This window comes from Parafrankia elaeagni (assembly GCF_000374165.1).
GTDB lineage: Bacteria > Actinomycetota > Actinomycetes > Frankiales > Frankiaceae > Parafrankia > Parafrankia elaeagni.
The window spans coordinates 1-21,289 of the sequence record NZ_KB893719.1; the positions used below are offsets into that span (position 1 = coordinate 1).

The window sequence follows — 21,289 nt, forward strand, 5'->3', positions numbered from 1 at the left end:
CTCCTGCCGAGGCGCGTAGATCTCGTTCGCCGCCTCGATCTGCCCCGGATGCAACACCCACTTACCGTCGTACCCCAACGCCGCGGACTTCTTCGCCACCCCCCGGAACGCCTCCACATCACGAATCTGCAGGAACGGACCGTCAATCGCCTGCACACCCCGCGCCCGCGCCGCCTCCAGAATCTTGAACANCACGTAGTGGAACGGATCCCCCGGATAGTCCGGGCTCAACGCACCCACCACCAGCGACGGCATGTTCATCGACGCCATGAAATCCGCCGGACCAAAGATGATCGTCTCGATCCGCGGGCTCGCGAACGCGATCTCCTTCACGTTCGACAACCCCAACGCGTTCTCGATCTGCGCCTCGATACCGATCCGCCCCACCTCGAGACCCATCACCTCCTCGATCTGCGTCAACAACAGATCCAGCCACTGCACCTGCGCCGCCGTCTGCACCTTCGGCAACATCACACAGTCCAGATTCGCCCCCGCACCCTCCACCACCGTCACAACATCCCGATACGTCCACTTCGTCGTCAGGTCATTCACCCGCACCACCCGCGTCTTACCCGCCCAGTCACCCTCGTTCAACACCGACACCACGTTCCCCCGCGCCGACTCCTTCGCCCCCGGCGCCACCGAGTCCTCAAGATCACAGAAGATCTGGTCAGCGGGAAGGCCCTGCGCCTTACCCAGCATCTTCAGGTTGGAAGCCGGAACCGCCAGACACGACCGGCGAGCACGCAGAGGCATTCTTCTCGAAAACTCCTTCATCGAGCCGGACGCCGGGGCGCCGACGGGGCCGGCGAGCGCCCCGGCGGCCGGCGAGGCCGGCAGTCACTGCAGGTCAGAGATGCTGGTCACAGGTGCTGGTCACAGATGCTGGTCAGGTCGGTGTTACAGGTCTGGTCATCGCGCGGTGGCGACGGCCGGGGAGCCGTCAGGCCAGTCGCACGCTCCACACGAAATCAGGACGTTCCCGCGGCGTCCTGCCGGTGTGCCTGTCGTCACACTGGCACCCGTCACACTGGCACACCAGAGCGCTCCCGACGACCCGACGACCACCGGACCGGAGCCGGGAAAGAGCCTGGCCGTGTTGCGCCACCGCTCCGGACAATGCATTCCCGGCTGTCCGGTAGGCGTGATTCCAGGTCGGCGGACATACCGCCCCCGAATCGCCCACCCGGGTCACCGCCAACCGGACCGGCGGTCCGCAAAAGGAAACCGGCGCCGCCTGTCGACAAACGGCGCCGGTTCCCCGAACCGGGTGAGCGGATGCGCGGATGCGCGGTCAGCCGACCGACCGACCGACCGGCAGACCGGTTCGGAGCCGGGTCAGCCGCCGCGGGTCGCGACGAGTGCCCCCCGGTTCACCTTGGTGGCCTCACTGCGCGGGATGGCGTCCACGATCTCGACCGTCTTCGGCACCTTGTACGGGGCGAGCCGGCTCTTGGCGTAGGCGATGACCTCGCCGGCCGTCGGCGGGCGGGACGGATCCGCGGGCTGGATGACAGCGTGCACGCGGCGGCCCCACTCCGGGTCGCGCAGGCCGATGACGACGACGTCGGAGATCTCCGGGTGGTCGATGAGGGCGATCTCGACCTCGGCCGGGAACACGTTCGCCCCACCGGTGACGATCAGGTCCACGCGGCGGTCGACGAGGAACAGATAGCCGTCCGCGTCGAGGTAGCCGAGGTCGCCCACGGTCTCGTAGCCCTCATCGGTCCGGCGCAGCTGCGGTGCCTGGCCCAGGTAGGTGTAACCGCCGTAGCCGGTGCCGGGGGTGCGCAGGAAGATCTCGCCGATCTCGCCGGGCGGCAGCGGCTGGCCGTCGTCGTCCAGGATCAGGACCTCGGTGCCGCGCATGCCACGCCCGACGCTGCCCTGGTGGCGCATCCACTCGTCCCCGCGCAGCGCGGTGATGCCGATCGCCTCGGTCATGCCGTAGGCCATCAGGATGCGCTCCGGGCCGATCAGCTTCGCCCAGCGGTGGACCAGCGACGGCGGCATCGGCGCGGCGCCCTGCAGGATCCACACGAGGCTCGACAGGTCGCGGCCCTCGATGTCGGGCAGGTCGGCGATGCGCCGGAGCATGGTCGGTGTCGCCGTGAAGGTGCTCACCCGGTGCCGCTCGACCACGTCGACGACCCGGGCGGCGTCGAACTTCTCCATCACCACCAGCTGGTCCCCGCCGAGCAGGCTGTAGAGGGTGGAGAACCCGTTCGCGTGGTACATCGGCGCGAGCACCAGGATGACCTGCGGTCGTGGCACCGGTTCGGTGCCCCACAGGTCGATGAACGGCGTGGTGAACCGCGGGTCGTAGACCGCCGGGCGGGTGTTGAGAATGACCTTGGGCGTGCCGGTCGAGCCGCTGCTGCAGATCCCGTTCATCTGCGGGGACGTCGCGTCGGGCAGCTCCGGGACGGCGAGGTCGACGGTCGCGTCGATCCAGCCGAGGTCCGCGGCCCCGAGGTGGACGGGGGCCCCGACCGTCTCGCGTAGCCGGGAGAGCTCCCAGTCCGGCAGGTCCCAGCGCACCGGGACGGGGACGGCCCCGAGCTTCCAGGCGGCGAGCACGCTGAGGACGAACTGCGGCGAGTTGCGCAGGCCGAGGCCGAGCAGGTCCCCGGCGCCCAGCCCGCGGGCGGCGAGTGCCCCGGCGAGCTGCCCGGAGCGGCGGTCCAGCTCCGCGCGGGTCAGGACGGCGGTGGAGCCATCCAGCGCGATATGGCGTAAGGCAGGTTCGTCCGGACGTTCGGTGGCGAGCTGCTGAATGCGGTGAGCGTAGCTGACCTGATCGTCCACGGCGCGTCCCTCCGTCAGTCCCGCCGGCCCCCGCGGAGGGACGAATCGAAACCAGCGTAAAAATTAGCCGTTTTCGGTGTTCGGAGGAAGTGTCCGGATCCGTCGCAGGCCGAAACGCGCGGTACGCGCCAGCACCGCCGGCGTCAGCAGCGTGGACGACGGCTCGACCAGGTTCACCACCCGCAGCAGCGCCCGGGCCAGCACCGGGTCGGCCCGCGTCGCGGCCTGCACGCGCGGGACGTACGCGTTGATCACCCGGGTACGCAGACCGCGCCGCCCGGGGATCTCCCGGTAGCGCAGATCGGAGTCGGTGGCGATCGACCACGCCCGGGACGTCGGCCCCGCCGCCGCGGCGAAGTACCGGCGCGCCAGCCCGTCCAGCCTGGCCGTCCCGGACGCCCCGGCCGGCCCGGCCGGCCCGGCCGGCCCGGTCGTGGCTGACTGCAGGCAGTCGCGCAGCGCGAGGGCCTGCTGGGCCGCCACCGTCATCCCCTGGGCGTAGAGCGGGTTGAACGCGCAGAGGGCGTCGCCGATCGCGAGGAAGCCGTCCGTGCCCGGGCGCAGCCGGTCGTACCGCAGCCAGCGCGACGTCCGGAACCGGTAGCGCACCGGGTCGTCAAGCGGCTGCGCGCCCTGGATGAGCCGGTGGATGTCCCCGGCGGGCAGGGAGGCCGCGAACCGGTCGTAGCCGTCCGGGTCGACCGGCGGGTGGTCGCCCAGCATCCCGGCCAGCGTGACGATCCAGCGGTCGCCCTCCTGCGCCACCGCGCCGCCGCCGCGCCGCCCCGGCAGGGTCGAGATGATGACGCCGAAGTCGCCGCCCAGCTCCCCGGGCCGGCGCCGGTAGGTGCGGGACGCGTACGCGAGGTCCACGTCGACGCTGTCCGCGCGCGGCCGGGCGAGGCCCAGCTCCTCGAGCCACTCGGGCCCGCGGGTGCCCCGCCCGGTCGCGTCGACCACGAGGTCCGCGGCGAGGACACGGGCCGGCGCGTCCCCCGCGAGCGGCCGGATCCGCACGCCGGCGACCCCGGTGGCCCCGGTGGCCCCGGTGGCCCCGGTGGCCCCGGCGGGGGCGAGACCGACAGCCCGCACCCCGGGCAGCAGGCGCACCCCGGGCCGGGCCAGGGTGCGGGCCCGCAGCGCCGCCTCGAGCACCGGGCGGCTGGCCAGCACCGAGGTCAGCCCGGTCGACGCCGGGGCGACCCGGGCGCCGTCGAAGTACCAGCGGGTGCCGACCAGGGTCTCGGCCGCCGGGACCCCGCCGGCGGCGAGCTCGGTGGTCAGGCCGGGGAACAGTTCCTCCAGGATCTGCCGGCCCCGTTCCATCAGGGCGTGCAGGTGCCGGCCCTGCGCCGCCCCGCCGCGGTGCCGGCCGTGGGCCGAACCGGTGACGTCGTCACCCTCGACGATGATCACCTCGTTGACGTGGTCGGCCAGCACGCGGGCGGCGAGCAGGCCCGCGACGCTGGCCCCGAGCACCACCGCGCGTGCCCCGACCGGGCCGCCGTTCACCGGGCCGGCGCCCTTGGCCGGGCCGCTCACCGGGCCGCCGCCGTTCACGCCCGGCTGCGTCATGCCGGTGCCGCGGCGCCGGAGCGGCACTCGGCGATGAAGCGGGTGAGCTCGTCGACCCGGTCCGTCCGGGCGTCCACCGCGCGGTTGACGATGCGGATCAGGTGGTCGTAGGCATCGGTGTGGTCGTAGCGGGCCGTGTCCGCGATCCGCAGCGCCCAGCGCCAGTAGCCGCGCATCGTGTCCGCGAGCGGCATCCGGAACCGGGCGATCACGTCGCGGATCGGCTCCACCACCGCGTCGCCGTGCGTCCGCAGGTAGCGCTCGACGACGTCGGCCATGAAGGTGAAGTGGCGCGCCTCGTCCCGGCTGAGCCGGCCGAGCAGCTCGGCCAGCACCGGGTCGCCGACGACGGCACGCAGCTGCTGGTAGTAGATCTGCGTCGCCTTCTCCTGCACGAGCGCGTAGGCGAACAGCGCCACCGCGTCGTCGTGCGGGAGCTCGAAGGGCTTGCGGCCCTCCACCGCCAGCTCCCGGCGCAGGGTGTCGGCGTCGACGATGCCGGACTCGGTCTGGTAGCGGAACAGCGCCCGGGCGTGGCTGTCCTCCTCCACCGCCCAGCGGACGGTGAAGTGGTACAGCTCCCGGTGGTGGGCGAAGTCGGCCAGGTCGACCTCCGCCGTCAGCGGGAAGCGGCGGGTGTAGACGGCGAAGTAGCCCGGCAGATGGTCCTCGATCAGGGTCACGAACCGCACGGCGGAGCGCTGCCCCTCGGTGAGCCGGCCGGCGTCCGCGGCGGACCAGTCGACGGCGGACTCGACGTCCCAGCGCCGCGCGGGAGAGGTCGCCAGGTGGTACGCGGTGACGGCCTCCTCCATGTCCCGGGGAGGCAGGAACGGCCCCCGCACCGGGCCACGCAGCACCGGGTCCGACGTCCGGGACGGCGCCTGGGACGGCGCGGGCGGCGACAGCGGCGGGGGCGGGGCACTCGTGTTCGTCATGGCGTCGTCTCTCCGGCTCGTCAGCGCGACTTCTGGCAGACCAGCGCGTAGTGCTTGGTGGTGTAGCCCCAGCCGGCGTTGGCGACCTGCAGGTAGTGGCTCAGGGTCTGCGCCGTGCCGGGCCGGATCGCGTCGATCTGGTCCGCGTGCGCCGCGACGTTGCCCAGCCAGTGCTCGATGGTGCGGCGGTAGTCCTCGGTCAGGTCGTCGACGGAGCGGACCGAGAAGCCGGCGTCCTCCGCCGCCCGGACCAGCTCCGACAGCGGGCGCATGTCACCCCAGCCGAAGATCGAGTTCCGGACGAACTCGGTGCCGCCGCGGCGGTCGAACTCGGCGTGCGCGGCCGCGTTGCGGAAGCAGGACTCGGACACGTACAGCCGCCCGCCGCGACGCAGGAGCGCCCGGGCCCGGCGGAACACCAGGTCCAGATCGGGCATGTGGACGATCGAGCCGAGCAACGACACCGCGTCGAAGGACGCCGGCGGCAGGTCGAGGGTCTCGAAGTGGCCCTGGTGGGTCCGGACCAGTTCGGCGACGCCCAGCTCGGCGGCGCGGGCGGCGATGTACGCGTGCTGCCGCCCGGCCGGGCTGACCCCGACCGCGTGGCAGCCCAGCTCCGCGGCCAGGAACAGGACCACCGACCCCCAGCCGCAGCCGACGTCGAGCGTCTGCTCGCCGCCGCGCAGTCCGAGCCGCTCGGCGACGAAGCGCAGCTTGGCGAGCTGCGCGGACTCCAGGGTCGCGTCGTCCGTGCGGTACAGGCCGCTGGAGTACTTGCGGCGCGAGTCGAGGAACAGGCCGAAGATCTCCGGGTCGAGGTCGTAGTGCTGGTTGGTGTCCGCGACGCCGGCGCCGGCAGCGGCGCCGGCTCGCGCCGGGGCCGCGGCGCGGGTGGCCGGTGCGGCCGAGGGGGCGGCGGTCATGCCGCCGCGCCGCCGGCGAGGGCGCGCTCGACGACCGCGGTCACCTCGCGGACCGTCGTCACGGTGAAGACGTCCTCGTCGTCGAGCTCGATGTCGTAGGCCCGCTCGATGCGCGCGATCATGCGCAGCACCTTCACGGAGTCGGCGCCGGCGACGGTGCGCAGGTCGAGATCGGGGTCGACGGTGTCCGGGCTGGTCGCCAGCTCGGTGGCGACAATGCCGGTGACGGTCGTGAGAACCGGCTCCGTGGTGGTGGGCATCAGGACTCCTCGGCTGCGGGAACGGCGGCTGCGGCTGCGGGTACGGGTGCGGGTGCGGTGGCAGGGACGGCGGGGACGGCGGGGGCGGCGAGGGCGTCTGCCAGACGGCCGGCGGCGCGGTCGCTGAGCTGGATGCGGTCGCGGGCCGCGTCCAGGTCCACCGGCCGGTAGGTCGCGCGCGCCGTGGCGACGAGGTCGCCGGCGGCGTTCAGGATCTCCGCCTCGGCGCTGATCAGCCCGTTGGCGGGCAGACCGCTGGTCGGAGGGCCACCGGTCGGAGGACCGCTGGCCACCACGTCGGTGCCGGGCGGGTCGGTGCCGGGCGGGTCGGCCGCGGGCAGCTCGGTGGTGATCCGGGCCCGGCACTCGTGCGGGACGTCCACCGGCATCGGCGCCAGGTAGCGCACCCGCATCGCCGTGGTGAAGGCCGGCCGGCCGGTGCGCAGGACGAGGAGGTTGCCCATCGTCTCGTCGCAGATCACGCCGACGAGCCCGCCGTGGACCACGCCGGGATACGACTCGTGGGCCCGGCCGAGCCGGAAGGAGGCGGCGAGCCCGTCGGGCCGCTCCCGGAAACGCAGCCGCAGGCCATGCGGGTTGTGCGGCGAGCAGCCGAAGCACTGGTAGTCGTCCAGGACGGCCCAGGGCGTCAGCAGCTCACCCCCGTCGGTGGGCAGGTCCTCGTCGGTGGGCAGGTCCTCGCCGGCCGGCCCGGTCACGCGATCGCCTCGGCGAGACTGCGGCGGACCCGCGCGTTCGTGGTCAGGTCGAGGCCCGTCATCCCACCGAAGGCCCGGCGGATCTTGTCCTGGAGGTGGGCCAGCTCCCCCTCGGTCGCGACCTGGGAGAGGAAGAAGTCGAACCCGGTGTCGATGGTGTCGTGGTCGCGCAGTGCGTCCAGCTCGCCCTTGAAGACGCCCACCGGGTGCTTGATGCGCTGCTCGGACGTGTAGAAGAACAGCGTTTCCAGGACCGAGGCCAGCTCGTCGGGATGCGCGGCGAGGCGGCGGCGGGTGTAGTGGATGAACTCGCGGGCGTGCGCGGCCTCGTCCAGGCTCGCGTTGGTCATGATCCGGCGCAGCACCGGCTCCTGCACCCAGGCGGCGACCGCACGGTAGACGTGGTTCACCGTCAGCTCGGAGATGATGTTCGTGGCGAGGGTCGCCGCGGGCGTGGTGCCCGGCGCGTAGGGCTCCCGCATCGCCTCGACCGGGCCGGCCTCCACCGGCTCGCCGACCACCTCCAGCCAGGCGCGGAAGGCGAAGTGGTGCTGCAGCTCCTGGTAGCCCCACAGGGCGACGAACGCGGAGAAGTCGTAGTCGCGGACGAACTCGTCGAAGAACCCGTGCTGGGCCGCGATCGAGTTCGCCTCGCCCATCACCGCGCCGCGCGCGATCCGGATGTACTCGGGGCGGACGGCCTCCGGCCGCACCTCGTCGAACGGGATGTCGGCGAGCCGCCACACCTGGCGCTCGTAGTGACGGAACACGTCGTAGCTGTGCATCTGCCAGCACCTGCCTGATCAGACCGCAGGAGCACGGTCGGTGGACGAGGTCGGGACGGACGGGCGGGCGGGCGCCACGTTCTCCGCCCCGCCGGGGCTCAGCCCGCCGGGGCGGTCTCGCGGGCGGCGAGGCGACGGAACTTCCCGCTCGACGTCCGCGGCAGCGCGTCGGGGCCGACGAGGTGCACGGCCACCTCGCTCAGGCCGAGCGTGGCGCCGACCGCGGACCGGATCCGGGCGGCCAGCGCCGACCGCTCGCCGTCGTCGTCGTCGGCCAGAGCGGTCTCGGCGATCACCGCCATGGTCTCCGTCCCGTCGGGTGCGACGTCGGCGCAGGCGACGCACCGGCGGCGGTGGACGCCGGGCACCTCACGGACGGCGTCCTCGGCGTCGTGCGGGTAGTAGTTCACCCCGCGGACGATCACCATCTCCTTGACCCGGCCGGTGACGTAGAGCTCGCCGTCGCGCAGGAAGCCCAGGTCGCCGGTGCGCAGCCAGCCGTCGGCGGTGAACGCCCCGGCCGGCGCGGCACCGGACTCGGTCAGATACCCGCCGGTGACGGAGTCGCCGCGGATCTGGATCTCCCCGACCATGTCGTCGGGCAGCACCTCCGCCCGCGCGGCGGCGTCCGCTCCCGGCTCGGGGTCGCCGACGGGAGTCGCGATGCGGACCCGCATCGCGCGCACCGGCCGTCCCACGCCGACCAGCCCGCGCGCACTCGGCTCGTCCGCCGGGACGTCCCGTACGACGCCGGCGCGGGCGAGCAGGTCACGGTCCACCCAGCGGAACACCGGCCGCGCCCGTCCGGGCGGCGGGAAGGTGACCGCCAGCGTCGCCTCGGCCATGCCGTAGACGGGCAGCATCGCCGCCGGGGAGAACCCGGCCGGGACGAACGTGGTGAGGAAGCGGTCCAGGGAGACCGGTGACACCGGTTCCGCGCCGTTGAAGGCGACCCGCCAGCCGCTCAGGTCCAGACCGGCCGCCAGCGGGTCGGGCACGGCGTCCACCAGGTAGTCGTAGGCGAAGTTCGGCATCGGCGCGATGCTGGCGCCGCGGCGCAGGAAGTCCGCCAGCCAGCCGGCCGGATCCTTCACGAAGGCGGCCGGTGACCACACCGTCATCGGCATCCCGGCGAAGATGCCGGCGAGCGTGCCGAACAGCCCCATGTCATGGAACAGCGGCAGCCAGATGCCGCCGCCGCCGTCGTTCTCGGTGAGCCCGGCGCCACCGATGATCGCTGCCAGCCCGGCCAGGATGTTGCGGTGGGTCAGGACGACGCCCTTCGGCGCGGCGGTGCTGCCGGAGGTGAACTGGACCAGTGCCTCGTCCTCCGGCGACACCTCGAGCGGTGGGGTGGGGGCCGGCCCCGTGCGGGCTGCCGCGGCACCGCCGGCGAGGAATTCGGCCACCGGGGCGATCCGCACGCCGCGGCCCACGTCGAACGCCCCGGCGAAGCGGCTCGCCAGCCGGGCCGTGCGCCCGCCCACCAGGACGAGGCTGATGTCGGCGACGGCCGCCGCGCGGGCCAGTCGTGCCGAGTAGCCGGCGAGGTCCCGGGTGGAGGCGGGCAGCGGCAGCGGGCACGCGGCGCCACCGGCCCGGTTCACACCGGCCAGTGCCACCAGGAAGTCGGGCCCGTTGTCGCTGAGCACACCGACCCGGGCCCCGGGGTGGACCCCACCCGCGGCGAGGGCGACGGCCAGCGCCTCCACCCGGTCGGTGAGCTCGCGCATCGTCAGCGTCTCCCCGGACGACGGGAAATCGATGCGGACGTCGGGCCGCAGGGCCGCGACGACCGCGAGCGCGGCGGGCACGCTGCCGGCGGCGAGCGCCGCGGCGGCCGTCGCTCCCGCTACCGCGGCCCTCGAGCCGCGTACCGCACCGTCCGTTCCTCCCATTGCACCGGTGTCCTTTCCTCCACACGCAGCCGGAACGCATTTGTGATGCCACCACCGGGAAGAAATGTTTACCTACCGCGCGGTGCGCGTCAAACATTTGTTGGCTCCGACTATGGGCCCATAAGCGTCTCTAATCGGCCTGCGCGGGGCCGCGCGAAGAACGGACGATACGGCCGACACAATCGCGGAGCCGGCCACGCACCGCGGCGACGGGAGACGTTAAGAAATCGACAGGACGGATATCATCTGATGTTCACCACGGAGAACCCGACCTCCCTGCTAGCCGAGCTCTTCGACCCCGCCACCAGGCCTGATCCCTATCCCGTCTACCGGCGGCTGCGCGAGGCGGGAGCGCTGCACTCGACGCCGTTCGGGCTGCCGGTCGCGACCCGGCACGCCGACTGCGTCGCCATCCTCGCGAACCAGGACTGGGGGCACGACCTCGAAGCCCACCAGATGCACCCGACCCTGCCGGCGGAAAGCTTCCCCACCACGTTCCTGTGGATGGAGCCGCCGGACCACACCAGGCTGCGCGGCCTGGTCAGCAGGGGTTTCACCCCGCGCAGCGTCCAGCTGCTGCGGCCCCGTATCGAGGCACTCGTCGACGAGCTGCTCGACAACGCCCTCGCCGCCGGTGACTTCGACCTCATCGAGACGCTCGCCTACCCACTGCCGCTCACCGTCATCTGCGAGATCCTGGGAGTGCCGGCGGCCGACCATCCGGCGGTGCAGGTCTGGTCGCAGGCACTGGCGCGGGCCTTCGACCCCGACGCCCTGATGAGCCCGCAGGCGCTGGCCGAGCGCAACCGGGCGATCCCGGAGTTCCTCGGGTACTTCAGCGAGCTGGTGGAGCACCACCGCAACGAGCCCGGCGACAACCTGATCTCCGTTCTCGCCCAGGTCGAGGACGGCGGCGACCGGCTGACCGCCGACGAGCTCCTCGGCACCTGCGTGACACTGATCATCGCCGGCCACGAGACCACGGTGAACCTGGTCGGCAACGGCATGCTCGCGCTGCTGCGCAATCCGGACCAGCTCGCGCTGCTGCGCGCCGAGCCCGACCTGATCGGCCCGGCCGTGGAGGAGCTGCTCCGCTACGACTCGCCGATCCACCTCAACACCCGCGCCGCGAAGCGTGAGCTGACCGTCGGCGGGCGGGTGTTCGCGCCCGGCGAGGGTGTCGTCGCTCTGATCGCCTGCGCCAACCGGGACCCGGCGGCCTACCCCGACCCGGAACGGCTCGACCTGCGCCGGTTCGCCGGCGGGCCGGGCAGCTCGGGCGGGCCCGTCGGCGGTGCCGGGGCACCCCGGCACCTGTCGTTCAGCCTCGGGCACCACTACTGCCTCGGCGCACCGCTGGCGCTGCTCGAGATGGAGCTGCTGCTGGCCGGGTTCACCCGGCGGGTGGCAGCCGCGGAGCTGCTCGACGACGCACCCGCGTACAAGCCGAACCTGCTCATCCGGGGCCTGGCCGAACTTCCCGTCCGGTTCCGCGCCTGACCCTCCCCGCCGGCGCCGCGCCGACGTGGCCGCTGGTCGCCCTGACAGCCCGCCGACCACCCGCCGACCACCCGCCGACTATCCGCCATTTTCCCGTTCCCCCGTCCACACGTGCGCGTCACCGGCGGTTAGCGCCCACCGGTAGCGTGGTGGCCGCCCAGTGGGAGGATGGCCATGGAACTGCGATACCTCACGTCCTTCCTGGCCATCGCGGAGGAGCTTCACTTCGGCCGGGCGGCGGCCCGGCTCCACCTGGCCCAGCCGTCCCTGAGCCAGCAGCTGCAGCGGCTGGAGCGCGACATCGGCGTCGAGCTGGTCGCCCGCACCTCCCACGAGGTGCGGCTCACCGCCGCCGGCCGCGCCTTCGAGGTGGAGGCGCGGCGGCTGCTGGACGCGACGCAGCGGGCCGTCACGGTCGCCCGCGAGGCGGCGTCCGGACGTACCGGCATGATCAGCATCGGGTTCAACTACCCGGCCGGGCAGCGGGTGCTGCAGCCGACGCTGCTGAGGCTGGCCGCCGACTACCCCGGGGTGTCGACCACGCTGTGGGAGGCGCGCAGCGGCCCGCAGCTGTCCGCCCTCGCCGAGGGCCGCCTCGACGTCGCGCTGGTCTTCGCCGGCCCGCCCTCCGCGCAGCTGCGCTCCCAGCGGGTGGCGACCATCCCGCTGGTCGCGGTGGTCAGCCGCCGCCATCCCTGGTCGGCGCGGGCCGAGGTCCCGTTCCGGGAGCTGGCCGACCAGCCGTGTGTGCTGTTCCGCCGGGAGCAGAGCCCCGCGATGCATGACGCGATCCTCGCGGCGGCCGACCGCTGCGGCATCGCCCTGACGGTCTCCGACGAGGTGGACGACTCCGGGGCGACCGGCATCGTCGTCACCACCAAGCCGGTGGTCGGGTTCGCCTCGGCCGCCCGCGGCGCGCACCCCCCGGGGCACGGGCTGTCCGCCGTGCGCCTGGTCGACCCGGTCCCGACCGTGGGGATGTACGCCGTGTGGCGGCCGGATCCGCAGCCGGTGGTGAGCGCCTTCCTCGACTGTCTGGAGGCCGCCGGCCCCTTCGTCGACCGGCCGCCGGCCGGCGCCGCGCCCCGCCCCGACCCGGCCGGCGCCTGACTCCTTCCGGGTGACGCCCCGGGCTCCTGCCGGGTGACGCCCCGGCGCCTGGCTTGCGCTGGGTCCTGCCCACGGCGCGGGCGATTGGCATCCTGAATTGTCCGTTCGGGATTTCTGCGTTGCCGACGAACTGCGGGGCGCAGAACATCGCTCAAACGGGCGGTGCCGGCTGGTCGCCGTACCGGGCCCTGCTGTTGTCCCAGGTCCGCGGCGCTTATGACGGCGGCACCGGGGTGGCGGCGTTCCTGACGGCGTCGCCGGAGTCCCGACGCTGTCCGACAGAATGGACACGGACATGCAGTTGACGGTCCTCGGGTGCCGGTCGGGGATGCCCGCCGCCGGCCAGTGCAGCTCCAGCTACCTGGTGGAGACCGGTGCGGCCCGCCTGCTGCTGGACTGCGGCCCCGGGGCCGCCACCGCGCTCAGCACGATCATGCACCCGGATCGGCTGGACGCGGTCGTCATCAGCCACCTGCACCTGGACCACTGCTACGACCTGCTGCCCGTCGGCAAGACGCTGCTGGCCGGGCACGGCCAGTTCGCGAAGCTGTTCCCGTCCCTGCCGGAGCTGGCCGCCCGGGTCCAGCGCGCCCCGGTGCCGCTGTACGTGCCGGTGGGGGGCCGGGAGCGGCTGCGGGCACTGGCCGCGCTGTTCCCGGTCACCACGATCCCGCTGCTGGACCGGGCCTTCGAGGTGGCGTTCGACGTCCGCGAGTACACGCCGGGTGACACCTTCGACGTCGGCGACGCCACGGTCAGCCTGCACGAGCTGCGGCACGCCGTCCCGAACTGCGGTACCCGGATCGACAGCGCGTCGGGCAGCCTGGCCTACACCGGCGACACCGGGGTGACCGCCGAGTTGGTGCCGTTCGCGCAGGACGTCGACCTGCTGCTCGCCGAGTCGACCCTGGAGCTGACCGACACCACGGACCACGGCCACCTCAGTGCCACCGACGCCGGGGCCGTCGCCTCGGCTGCCGGGGTGGGGCAGCTCGTCCTCACCCACTTCGTGACCGCCGAGCCGGCGTGGCTGCAGGCGCGCAAGGCCGACGCCGAGCGCGCGTTCGACGGGCCGGTGCACCTGGCCGCCCCCGCCGGCCGTTTCGCCGCCCGCGAGACCGGGCCACTGCCCCGGGTCGCCCCCGAGCTGACCCCACGTGCCTGACAATTCACCCATGACCGATCCGACCGTGGCAGCGAACGAGGCAGCGAACGAGGCACCCCCCGCGGCAGCCGACGAGGCCCCCGGGGAGCCGGTGGTACAGGCGGTGCAGGCGGTCTGGTGTGACTACGGCGGGGTTCTCACCTCGCCGTTGCACGGCCTGTTCGGCCAGGTCGCGGCCGCCGCGGGCATCCCCGCGGACGAGTTCCTCGCCGCGATCCGGCGGGTCGCCGCCCCCTACGGGGGCGCCCTGATCGAGCCGCTCGAGCTGGGCCGGCTCACCCAGCGGGAGTGGGGCCTGCGGGTCACCGCGGAGCTGGCGCCGGGCTGGACGCCGCAGCTCGACCTGACCCGTTTCGGTGACCACTGGTACGCCGGACGGACCGCCAACACCGCGCTGTTCGAGCTGCTCGCCCAGGTGCGCGCCCGGGGCCTGCGGGTGGGGATGCTGACGAACAGCATCCGCGAGTGGGAGCCGCACCGCCGGGCGCTGGCACCGGACGTGCGCCCGTGGCCGTTCGAGGTGACGATCAACTCCTTCGAGGTGGCGCTGCGCAAGCCCGACCCGGAGATCTTCGCGCTGGCCGAGTCGACGTTCGGGGTGCCGCCGGCGGCGTGCCTGCTGATCGACGACGTGGCGGCGAACTGCGCCGCGGCCCGGGCCCGGGGCTGGCAGGTCATCGAGCACGCGGACCCGTCCCGCACCCTGCGGCTCGTCGAGCAGTGGACCGCCGCCGGCCACGGCCCAGGAATTCCCGCTGAAGAATAAATAGTTTCCATCGATCCATCGAAACGGCCAGCGGCAGCGATTGACGCCGTTTACGGATCGTTAGCGACAAAGACATTGCCAACCACACCGTGCCGCACGGAGACTTGGTTCGGAAATTCACCCAGGAATTCCCCGAACCTCGTCACGAATAGGTGGTCGGTGTGTCGCAGTACACCCTGGGCGCGGGTCTCGTCCTGCCTGATGACCGTGGCCTGTACTCCCTTGTTCACGACCGGGCGCGGACCACCCCGGAGCTGGTGGCCCTCAGCCGGCCGGTGGCGGCGGGCTGGGCGGACGTCACCTACCGCGATCTCGACGCCCATGTCCGCCAGGCGGCCGGTGGCCTGCTGCGGGCCGGCGTCGAGGCCGGTGACCGGGTCGGCCTGCTGGGCCGGACCAGCTACGAGTGGGTGGTGGCCGACCTCGCGGTGCTCGCGGTCGGCGCGGTCACCGTCCCGATCTTCCCGACCGCGTCGTCGACGCAGATCGCCCACATCGTCACCGACTCGGGGATGCGGTGGTGCTTCGCCGAGACGCCGGAGCACCTGGAGCTGGTGACCGCCGCCGCGGGCGGCGCCCTGCACACGGCCCCCTGGCCGCTGGCGGATCTCGACGGATGGGGCGCGGCGACCGGCGGCGACCCGGCCGGCACAGCGGAGTTCACCCGGCGGCGCGACGCCGTCCGCGCCGGTTCGCTGGCGACGATCGTCTACACCAGTGGGACGACCGGCATGCCGAAGGGCTGCATGCTCACCCACGGCAACCTGTTCGCCTCCAGCGCCAACACCGTCGAGCACACCGGCGACCTGTTCCGCCTGGCGGGTGACGGCGGCGGGCAGGCGTCGACGCTGCTGTGCCTGCCGCTGGCGCACGTCTTCGGGCGGACGATCCTGGTCGCCTGCCTCTATGCCGGCACGCGGACCGGGCTGCTGCCCGCCGTGACCGAACTGCTGCCCGCCATGGCGACCTTCCGGCCGTCGGCGCTGGCGCTGGTCCCCTACGGCCTGGAGAAGATCCGCAAGGGGCTGCGCCGGGCGATCGACACCGACACCGAGCTGGCGGCGGTGGCCACCGGCCTGGCCGCGGCGACGGCGACGGCCGCGGCGGCCGGTGACGACACCGGCGGCGGCGCCGAGGGGAACGGCGACGGCTCTCCGGGACGCCCCACCAGCCGGCCGGACCCGGCGGCCCTGGCTCGGGCCAGCACGGTCTTCGGCGGGCGGCTCACCCATGTGATCAGCGGCGGCGCGTCGCTGGACACCACCACCGCGGCCTACTACCGCGGGCTCGGCGTGGAGATCCTCAACTGCTACGGGCTGACCGAGGCGGCGACCGCCGTGACGGTCAACCAGCCCGCGACGAACCGCCCGGGCACCGTCGGCCAGCCCATCCCGGGAACGACGGTCGCGATCGCCGACGACGGCGAGGTGCTGGTCGCCGGGCCCAACGTCTCCCCCGGCTACTGGCGTGCCGGCCAGGACCCGTCCGAGGTCGCCGCCGCCGGCGATCCGGGCTGGCTGCACACCGGTGACCTGGGCCGGCTCGACGCCGACGGCTTCCTGGTCATCACCGGCCGGCGCAAGGAGATCCTGGTGACCAGCGGCGGCAAGAACGTCACGCCGACGCTGCTGGAGGACCGGCTGCGGCTGCATCCCCTGGTCGCCGACGCCATGGTCATCGGCGAGGCCCGCCCGTACGTCGCCGCGCTCTTCACCCTCGAGCCGGCCGTGCTGCGCACTCTGGCCGACACCGCTGGCATCGATCTGGACGCCGACGGCTGGTGGGAACACCCCGGCCTGCTGGACCGGCTGCGCGAAGCGGTGGACGACGCCAACGGCCTCGTCTCCCGCGCCGAGTCGATCCGGCGGATCCGGGTGCTGCCCGGCCAGTTCACCATCGACGCCGGCCATCTCACGCCCTCGATGAAGCTGCGCCGCGCGCAGATCGAGGCCGCCTTCGCCGCCGAGATCGAGGAACTCTACGCGGCGGCTCCCCCGGCCCCGCCGGCGGCGGCGTCCGTGCCGGCCACCGTGCCCGCGGCCGCGGCCGCCTCGACACCCGCCTGACCCCCTCACCCGCTCCGCCCGAACTCTCCTCCACCCGCCTGTCCGACGGGAGCTCCCAAAGATGTACGACGTCATCGTGGTCGGTGCGCGCTGCGCCGGATCGCCCCTCGCCATGCTGCTGGCCCGCCAGGGCCACCGGGTCCTGGTCGTGGACCGCGCCACCTTCCCCAGCGACACCGTCTCGACCCACTACATGCACCAGACCGGGCTGGCCCGGCTGCGGGACTGGGGGCTGCTGGACCGCCTGGTCGCCACCGGCGTCCCGCCGATCCGCCACCTGACGTTCTCCTACACCGGCATCTTCCTGGAGGGCTTCGCCGACCCGATCGAGGGTATCGACGCCGTCTACTGCCCGCGGCGGACCGTGCTGGACAACCTGCTCGTCGACGCGGCCCGCGAGGCCGGCGCCGAGGTCGTCGAGGGCTTCACCGTCACCGACCTGCTGTTCGACGACGGCCGGGTGGCCGGGATCCGCGGCCGCGTCGGCGAGGGCCCCGAGCAGGAGTTCCGCGCCGGGTTCGTGGTCGGCGCGGACGGGCGGACGTCCACCGTGGCGGACAAGGTCGGCGCGGACTTCTACAAGGTGGTGCCCGCCGCCGGCTTCATCTACTACTCGTACTACGACGGCCTGGACTGGCCGATGCACCACCGGACGGGCTTCGGCGAGCAGCAGTTCGGCACCTGGCCGACGAACGGCGGGCAGCACATGCTGTCGATCATCCGCCCGCGCTCGGCGTTCAGCGAGTTCCGCGCGGACGTCGAGGGCAGCTTCCACGCCATCTTCGACAACGTCCTGCCCGAGCTGGGCGAGGACCTGCGGGCCCGCGGCCGGCGCGCGGAGGAGTTCCGGCCCATGCGGTACCCGGACAACTACTACCGGCGCTCGAGCGGGCCGGGCTGGGCACTGGTCGGCGACGCCGGCTACCACAAGGACCCCTTCACCGGCTGGGGCATCACCGACGCCTTCAACCAGGCGCAGCTGCTCGCCGACCGGCTGCTCGCGGCACTGGCCGGCGAGCGGACGCTGGACGACGCGGCGGCCGAGTACGTCAAGGTCCGCGACGAGGAGAGCCACGGCACGTTCCAGCTGACCTGCACCCTCGCGCACCTCGTCCTGCCGCCGTTCCTGGACTCGGTCTTCCGGGCCACCGCGGAAAGCCCGCGATACACGAAGAGGTTCTTCGCCATGATCGCCGGCGGCATCCCCGGCCACGACTTCTTCCACCCCGACAACCTCGCCGAGCTCTACGAGGAGGTCGGCACGCCCGCCGAGAAGCGCCTGCTGTCGGCCGGCTGAGCCGACGGACCGAGGACAGAGGGATCGGAGGCAGGCTGATGAGTACCGATGTCGGCGAGCTCGCCCGGCGCACCCGGGCCTTCGTCCAGGAGCAGGTCCTGCCGGTCGAGCGGGAGCTGGTCGTGGCGGGTCGGCACATGGACGACGACGTCCGGGTCGACCTCCAGCGCGCCGCCCGCGAGGCCGGGGTGTTCGGGCCGCTCACCCCGGTCGAGCTCGGCGGGCTCGGCCTGGACAACGCCGGCCTCGCCGAGGTGCTGGAGGCCGCCGGGACGAGCCTCATCGGCCCCACCGCCGTCAACTGCGCGGCGCCCGACGACGGCAACATGCACCTGCTCGCCGCCGCGTGCACCCGGGAGCAGGCCGAGCGCTACCTGCACCCGCTGCTGCGCGGCGAGACCCGCTCGGCCATCGCGCTCACCGAGCCGGCGCCGGGCGCCGGCTCGGACCCGTCGATGGTCCGCACCGCCGCCGCCCGTGTCTCCGGCGGCTGGGTGATCGACGGGGCGAAGCACTTCATCACCGGCGCCGAGGGTGCCGCGTTCACGATCTGCATCGCGCGGACCGAGGACGGCGGCATCACGATGTTCCTCGTCGACCAGGACAACCCGGGCCTGCGGGTCGGGCGCCGGATGCCCACCCTGGACCACAGCGCGGCCGGCGGGCACTGCGAGGTGGCCTTCGCCGACTGCTTCGTGCCGGACGAGGCGGTGCTCGGCGACGTCGGCGCCGGTCTGCGGTACGCCCAGGTCCGCCTGGCGCCGTCACGGCTGGCGTTCTGCATGAGCTGGCTCGGCCTGGCCGCCCGGGCGCACGAGATGGCCGCCGCCCACATCACCGGCCGGTCCTCGTTCGGCCAGCCGATCTCCGAGCACGGGATGGCGCAGGCCCACGTCGCCGACAACGAGATCGACATCGCCGCCGCGCGGGCGCTCGTACGGTCGGTCGCGCGGGTGCTCGACACCGACGGCCTGGCGAGCTCCACCGCCCGCCACGGCGCGGCGATCGCGAAGACGTTCGTCGCCGAGGCGGTGTGGCGGGTGCTCGACCGGGTCGTCCAGCTCTACGGCGGGCTCGGGATCTGCGAGGACCACCTGGTCGCCCGCTTCCTCGTCGAGGCCCGCGGGTTCCGCATCTACGAGGGCTCGTCCGAGGTCCTGCGCGCCTCGATCGCGCGCCGGGTGCTGCGGGCGCACACCGCGCCCACCCCCGTGCCTGCCCCCGTGCCTGCCACCCCCGTCGCCGCCGCCCCGGCGCCCGCCGCCCCCACGCCCGTCCTGGAGAGCAGATGACATCGACGTCCGCACCAGCCACGCCGCCGCGCCAGGCCGGCGCCCAGCCGGCCGACCCGGGCGGGACCGGTCGCGGCGCGGCCGGGCCGTTCGCGATCTTCGACCAGGCGACGGCCGACACGTCCGCACCGGACTTCGACCGGATCCGGGAGATCGCCAACGCGATCGTGCCGTTCCGGCGGTTCGTCGGCATCGACATCACCGAGATCGACGCCGAGCGTTCCGTCGTGGAGATACCGGACCGGGCCGACCTGACCAACCAGCTCGGCACCGTCCACGCCGGCGCGCTGTTCCTCGCCGCCGACCTCGCCGGGGCCGCGGCGGTGGCGGGCGCGCTCGCGGCACGGCTGAGCCGGTTCGAGAGCCTCGTCGTCCGCGACGCACGCTCGGCGTTCCGCCGGCCGGCCCGCGGCCGGATCCGCGCGGTGGGCCTGGTGGACGAGCGGGAGACCCGCCGCGTCCTCGCCGGCACCGGGCCGGAGCGGTTCGATCTCGACGTGCGCGCCGTGCTGTACGACGACGCGGACGTCGTGGTGGCCCGGTTCCACTTCGACTACGCCTGCGCGATCGCCGGGGACTGACCATGGCCACGACCGAGTCGACGAAGGCCGCCACGGGCCGTGTGCCCACCGAGAAGGTGCCGGTGCCGGTCGGCGACGGCATCACCCTGATGCTGCGGATCATGGCCCAGGAGGACCGGACGTCCCCCGTCGTCGCGCTGCTGCCGGCGATGGCGCTGAAGGCGAAGTTCTACTTCCCGCTGGCGACGGCGCTGCACGGCGCCGGGCTGTCGGTGGTGCTGTGCGACCAGCGCGGCCACGGCGACAGCACCCCCGGTCTGCGGGAGCAGCCGAACTTCGGCTACCGCGAGCTGATCGAGGTGGACGTCCCGGCCGTGGTCGCCACGATCCGGGCCCGGTTCCCCGACGCGCCGCTGTACCTGTTCGGGCACAGCCTCGGCGGCCAGCTGGCGCTGTTCCACGCGGCGTCCGAGCCGGGGAGCGTCGCCGGCGTCCTGACCATCGGCACCGGTACGCCCTACTGGCGGGCGTTCGCGCGCCGGGACTGGTTCGAGGCGTTCTGGAAGATCCAGACGATCGGTCTGGTCGCCCGGGTGCGCGGCTTCTGGCCCGGCGGCATGCTCATCGGCGGGGCGATGTCCGGCCAGGTCATGGTCGACTGGGCCCGCCAGTCGCGGACGAGTCGGTGCCGGCCGCGCGGCTCCGCCCGCCGGCACGACGACGCGCTGCGCACGCTGGGCCTGCCCGTCCTCGCGATCTCGCTGGACGACGACCGGCTCGGCCCGGCCTCGAATGTCGACTTCCTGTGCTCCCGGATGCCCGCCGCACAGCTCACCCGCTGGCATGTCGTGGAGTCCTCCGGCGTCGAGAACCGGGACCACTTCGCCTGGGTCAAGGACAGCGCGGTGATCGGGCGCGCCGCCGCGACCTGGATCACCAGTGGCCGGCTGCCCGCCGGCACGGACTCCCACGGGGGCGGACGATGACCCGCGCACGGCTGGTCGTCCTCGGCGACAGCTTCGCCGAGGGCCGCGGCGACCCGCGGCCCGACGGCTCGTACGGCGGCTGGGTGCCGCGTTTCGCCGACCTGTTCGCGATCCCGCCCGGCGGCTACCGCAACCTCGGCACCCACCAGGCCACCACCGGGCACATCCTCGACCGGCAGGTGCCGGCCGCCCTGGTCAACAAGGCCACCATGATCGGCTTCATCGGCGGTGTGAACGACCTGATCAGCGACTACGACCCGGGCCGCTTCGCGCACAACCTGCGGGCGATCCTGCGTCGCCTCGCCGGCCCGGACACCGTCCTGTTCACCGCGACCTACCCGGACATCCCCGGGAACCTGGATCTCCCGGCGCCGTTCCGGGCGCTGCTGCGCGACCGTTTCGCCCGCGCGAACGAGGACCTGACCCGGGCCGCCGCGGCGGCCGGCGCGCTGTGCCTCGACATCGGGGCGGCGACCGAGTGGCACGGCCCGACGCTGTGGGACGCCGACGGTCTGCACCCGAACCCGCGGGGCCACCACCACTTCGCCGAGACCATGGCCGACTTCGTGGGCCTGCACACCGGCATGGTTCCGGTCGGCCGCGAGCCCGCGGGCGTCGGCGCCGGGGTCGGGCTCCTGTCCTACTGACGTCCCGTCCTACTGACGTCCTGTCCCACCTGT

At 73.4% G+C, this 21,289-nt stretch carries 19 protein-coding genes; 10 read left to right on the forward strand and 9 right to left on the reverse strand.

The window, feature by feature from the left end; translation table 11 throughout:
* The 9 genes from B207_RS33700 to B207_RS0112790 all read right to left on the reverse strand — a co-directional run.
* Positions 1-756: HpcH/HpaI aldolase/citrate lyase family protein (locus B207_RS33700; protein ID WP_035740582.1), on the reverse strand; the 756-nt coding region annotated here is incomplete at its 3' end.
* A gap of 582 nt (positions 757-1,338) precedes the next feature.
* Positions 1,339-2,808, reverse strand: a complete 1,470-nt coding sequence (locus B207_RS0112755) for a class I adenylate-forming enzyme family protein (RefSeq protein WP_018636928.1) — start codon at positions 2,806-2,808, stop codon at positions 1,339-1,341.
* Positions 2,809-2,871: 63 nt separating this feature from the next.
* Positions 2,872-4,383: an NAD(P)/FAD-dependent oxidoreductase gene (locus tag B207_RS0112760; protein ID WP_035740583.1), complete on the reverse strand. Its 1,512-nt coding sequence runs from the start codon at positions 4,381-4,383 to the stop codon at positions 2,872-2,874.
* Positions 4,380-5,321: an acyl-ACP desaturase gene (locus B207_RS0112765; RefSeq protein ID WP_018636930.1), complete on the reverse strand. Its 942-nt coding sequence runs from the start codon at positions 5,319-5,321 to the stop codon at positions 4,380-4,382. The genes B207_RS0112760 and B207_RS0112765 overlap by 4 nt, the downstream gene beginning before the upstream one ends.
* Positions 5,322-5,341: 20 nt before the next feature.
* A complete protein-coding gene (locus B207_RS0112770; RefSeq protein WP_018636931.1) occupies positions 5,342-6,244 on the reverse strand; it encodes an SAM-dependent methyltransferase in 903 nt (300 codons plus the stop codon).
* A complete protein-coding gene (locus B207_RS0112775) occupies positions 6,241-6,504 on the reverse strand; it encodes an acyl carrier protein (RefSeq protein WP_018636932.1) in 264 nt (87 codons plus the stop codon). Before B207_RS0112775 ends, B207_RS0112770 begins: the two co-directional genes overlap by 4 nt.
* On the reverse strand, positions 6,504-7,223 hold the full coding sequence (locus B207_RS0112780) for a hotdog domain-containing protein (RefSeq protein WP_018636933.1): 720 nt from the start codon (positions 7,221-7,223) through the stop codon (positions 6,504-6,506). The genes B207_RS0112775 and B207_RS0112780 overlap by 1 nt, the downstream gene beginning before the upstream one ends.
* Entirely contained in the window at positions 7,220-8,008 is a 789-nt protein-coding gene (locus B207_RS0112785; RefSeq protein WP_018636934.1) for a ferritin-like domain-containing protein, read from the reverse strand. The genes B207_RS0112780 and B207_RS0112785 overlap by 4 nt, the downstream gene beginning before the upstream one ends.
* A gap of 98 nt (positions 8,009-8,106) precedes the next feature.
* On the reverse strand, positions 8,107-9,906 hold the full coding sequence (locus tag B207_RS0112790) for an AMP-binding protein (protein ID WP_018636935.1): 1,800 nt from the start codon (positions 9,904-9,906) through the stop codon (positions 8,107-8,109).
* A 249-nt stretch (positions 9,907-10,155) separates the two neighbouring features.
* On the opposite strand from B207_RS0112790, the gene B207_RS0112795 reads away from it, so the two are divergent.
* From B207_RS0112795 to B207_RS0112840, 10 genes are all read left to right on the forward strand, one after another.
* Complete coding sequence (locus tag B207_RS0112795; RefSeq protein WP_018636936.1) at positions 10,156-11,406, forward strand: cytochrome P450; 1,251 nt, start codon at positions 10,156-10,158, stop codon at positions 11,404-11,406.
* Between the two features lie 174 nt (positions 11,407-11,580).
* The gene (locus B207_RS0112800) at positions 11,581-12,516 is read left to right on the forward strand and encodes a LysR family transcriptional regulator (protein ID WP_018636937.1); all 936 of its coding nucleotides are present in this window, start codon (positions 11,581-11,583) and stop codon (positions 12,514-12,516) included.
* A 295-nt stretch (positions 12,517-12,811) separates the two neighbouring features.
* Positions 12,812-13,681: an MBL fold metallo-hydrolase gene (locus tag B207_RS0112805; protein WP_051102512.1), complete on the forward strand. Its 870-nt coding sequence runs from the start codon at positions 12,812-12,814 to the stop codon at positions 13,679-13,681.
* A gap of 10 nt (positions 13,682-13,691) precedes the next feature.
* Entirely contained in the window at positions 13,692-14,447 is a 756-nt protein-coding gene (locus B207_RS33705) for an HAD family hydrolase (RefSeq protein WP_018636939.1), read from the forward strand.
* Between the two features lie 161 nt (positions 14,448-14,608).
* Positions 14,609-16,513 carry an AMP-dependent synthetase/ligase gene (locus B207_RS0112815; RefSeq protein ID WP_035740587.1) on the forward strand — a complete coding sequence of 635 codons (1,905 nt, stop codon included), beginning with the start codon at positions 14,609-14,611 and terminating at the stop codon, positions 16,511-16,513.
* Between the two features lie 61 nt (positions 16,514-16,574).
* On the forward strand, positions 16,575-17,810 hold the full coding sequence (locus B207_RS0112820) for an NAD(P)/FAD-dependent oxidoreductase (RefSeq protein WP_018636941.1): 1,236 nt from the start codon (positions 16,575-16,577) through the stop codon (positions 17,808-17,810).
* Between the two features lie 38 nt (positions 17,811-17,848).
* Entirely contained in the window at positions 17,849-19,102 is a 1,254-nt protein-coding gene (locus tag B207_RS0112825; protein WP_018636942.1) for an acyl-CoA dehydrogenase family protein, read from the forward strand.
* The gene (locus B207_RS0112830; protein WP_018636943.1) at positions 19,099-19,683 is read left to right on the forward strand and encodes a YiiD C-terminal domain-containing protein; all 585 of its coding nucleotides are present in this window, start codon (positions 19,099-19,101) and stop codon (positions 19,681-19,683) included. The genes B207_RS0112825 and B207_RS0112830 overlap by 4 nt, the downstream gene beginning before the upstream one ends.
* Positions 19,684-19,685: 2 nt before the next feature.
* Positions 19,686-20,609: an alpha/beta hydrolase family protein gene (locus B207_RS0112835; RefSeq protein WP_018636944.1), complete on the forward strand. Its 924-nt coding sequence runs from the start codon at positions 19,686-19,688 to the stop codon at positions 20,607-20,609.
* Positions 20,606-21,256, forward strand: coding sequence for an SGNH/GDSL hydrolase family protein (locus B207_RS0112840; RefSeq protein WP_018636945.1), 651 nt, complete (start codon positions 20,606-20,608; stop codon positions 21,254-21,256). The genes B207_RS0112835 and B207_RS0112840 overlap by 4 nt, the downstream gene beginning before the upstream one ends.
* Positions 21,257-21,289: the final 33 nt, after the last annotated feature.

Bases quoted from the DNA above. Each gene is read 5' to 3' on its own strand.
- B207_RS0112760 (WP_035740583.1), bottom strand. From the start codon at position 4,383: ATGACGCAGCCGGGCGTGAACGGCGGCGGCCCGGTGAGCGGCCCGGCC.
- B207_RS0112765 (WP_018636930.1), bottom strand. From the start codon at position 5,321: ATGACGAACACGAGTGCCCCGCCCCCGCCGCTGTCGCCGCCCGCGCCG.
- B207_RS0112770 (WP_018636931.1), bottom strand. From the start codon at position 6,244: ATGACCGCCGCCCCCTCGGCCGCACCGGCCACCCGCGCCGCGGCCCCG.
- B207_RS0112775 (WP_018636932.1), bottom strand. From the start codon at position 6,504: ATGCCCACCACCACGGAGCCGGTTCTCACGACCGTCACCGGCATTGTC.
- B207_RS0112785 (WP_018636934.1), bottom strand. From the start codon at position 8,008: ATGCACAGCTACGACGTGTTCCGTCACTACGAGCGCCAGGTGTGGCGG.
- B207_RS0112790 (WP_018636935.1), bottom strand. From the start codon at position 9,906: ATGGGAGGAACGGACGGTGCGGTACGCGGCTCGAGGGCCGCGGTAGCG.
- B207_RS0112795 (WP_018636936.1), top strand. From the start codon at position 10,156: ATGTTCACCACGGAGAACCCGACCTCCCTGCTAGCCGAGCTCTTCGAC.
- B207_RS0112800 (WP_018636937.1), top strand. From the start codon at position 11,581: ATGGAACTGCGATACCTCACGTCCTTCCTGGCCATCGCGGAGGAGCTT.
- B207_RS0112805 (WP_051102512.1), top strand. From the start codon at position 12,812: ATGCAGTTGACGGTCCTCGGGTGCCGGTCGGGGATGCCCGCCGCCGGC.
- B207_RS33705 (WP_018636939.1), top strand. From the start codon at position 13,692: ATGACCGATCCGACCGTGGCAGCGAACGAGGCAGCGAACGAGGCACCC.
- B207_RS0112820 (WP_018636941.1), top strand. From the start codon at position 16,575: ATGTACGACGTCATCGTGGTCGGTGCGCGCTGCGCCGGATCGCCCCTC.
- B207_RS0112825 (WP_018636942.1), top strand. From the start codon at position 17,849: ATGAGTACCGATGTCGGCGAGCTCGCCCGGCGCACCCGGGCCTTCGTC.
- B207_RS0112830 (WP_018636943.1), top strand. From the start codon at position 19,099: ATGACATCGACGTCCGCACCAGCCACGCCGCCGCGCCAGGCCGGCGCC.
- B207_RS0112835 (WP_018636944.1), top strand. From the start codon at position 19,686: ATGGCCACGACCGAGTCGACGAAGGCCGCCACGGGCCGTGTGCCCACC.
- B207_RS0112840 (WP_018636945.1), top strand. From the start codon at position 20,606: ATGACCCGCGCACGGCTGGTCGTCCTCGGCGACAGCTTCGCCGAGGGC.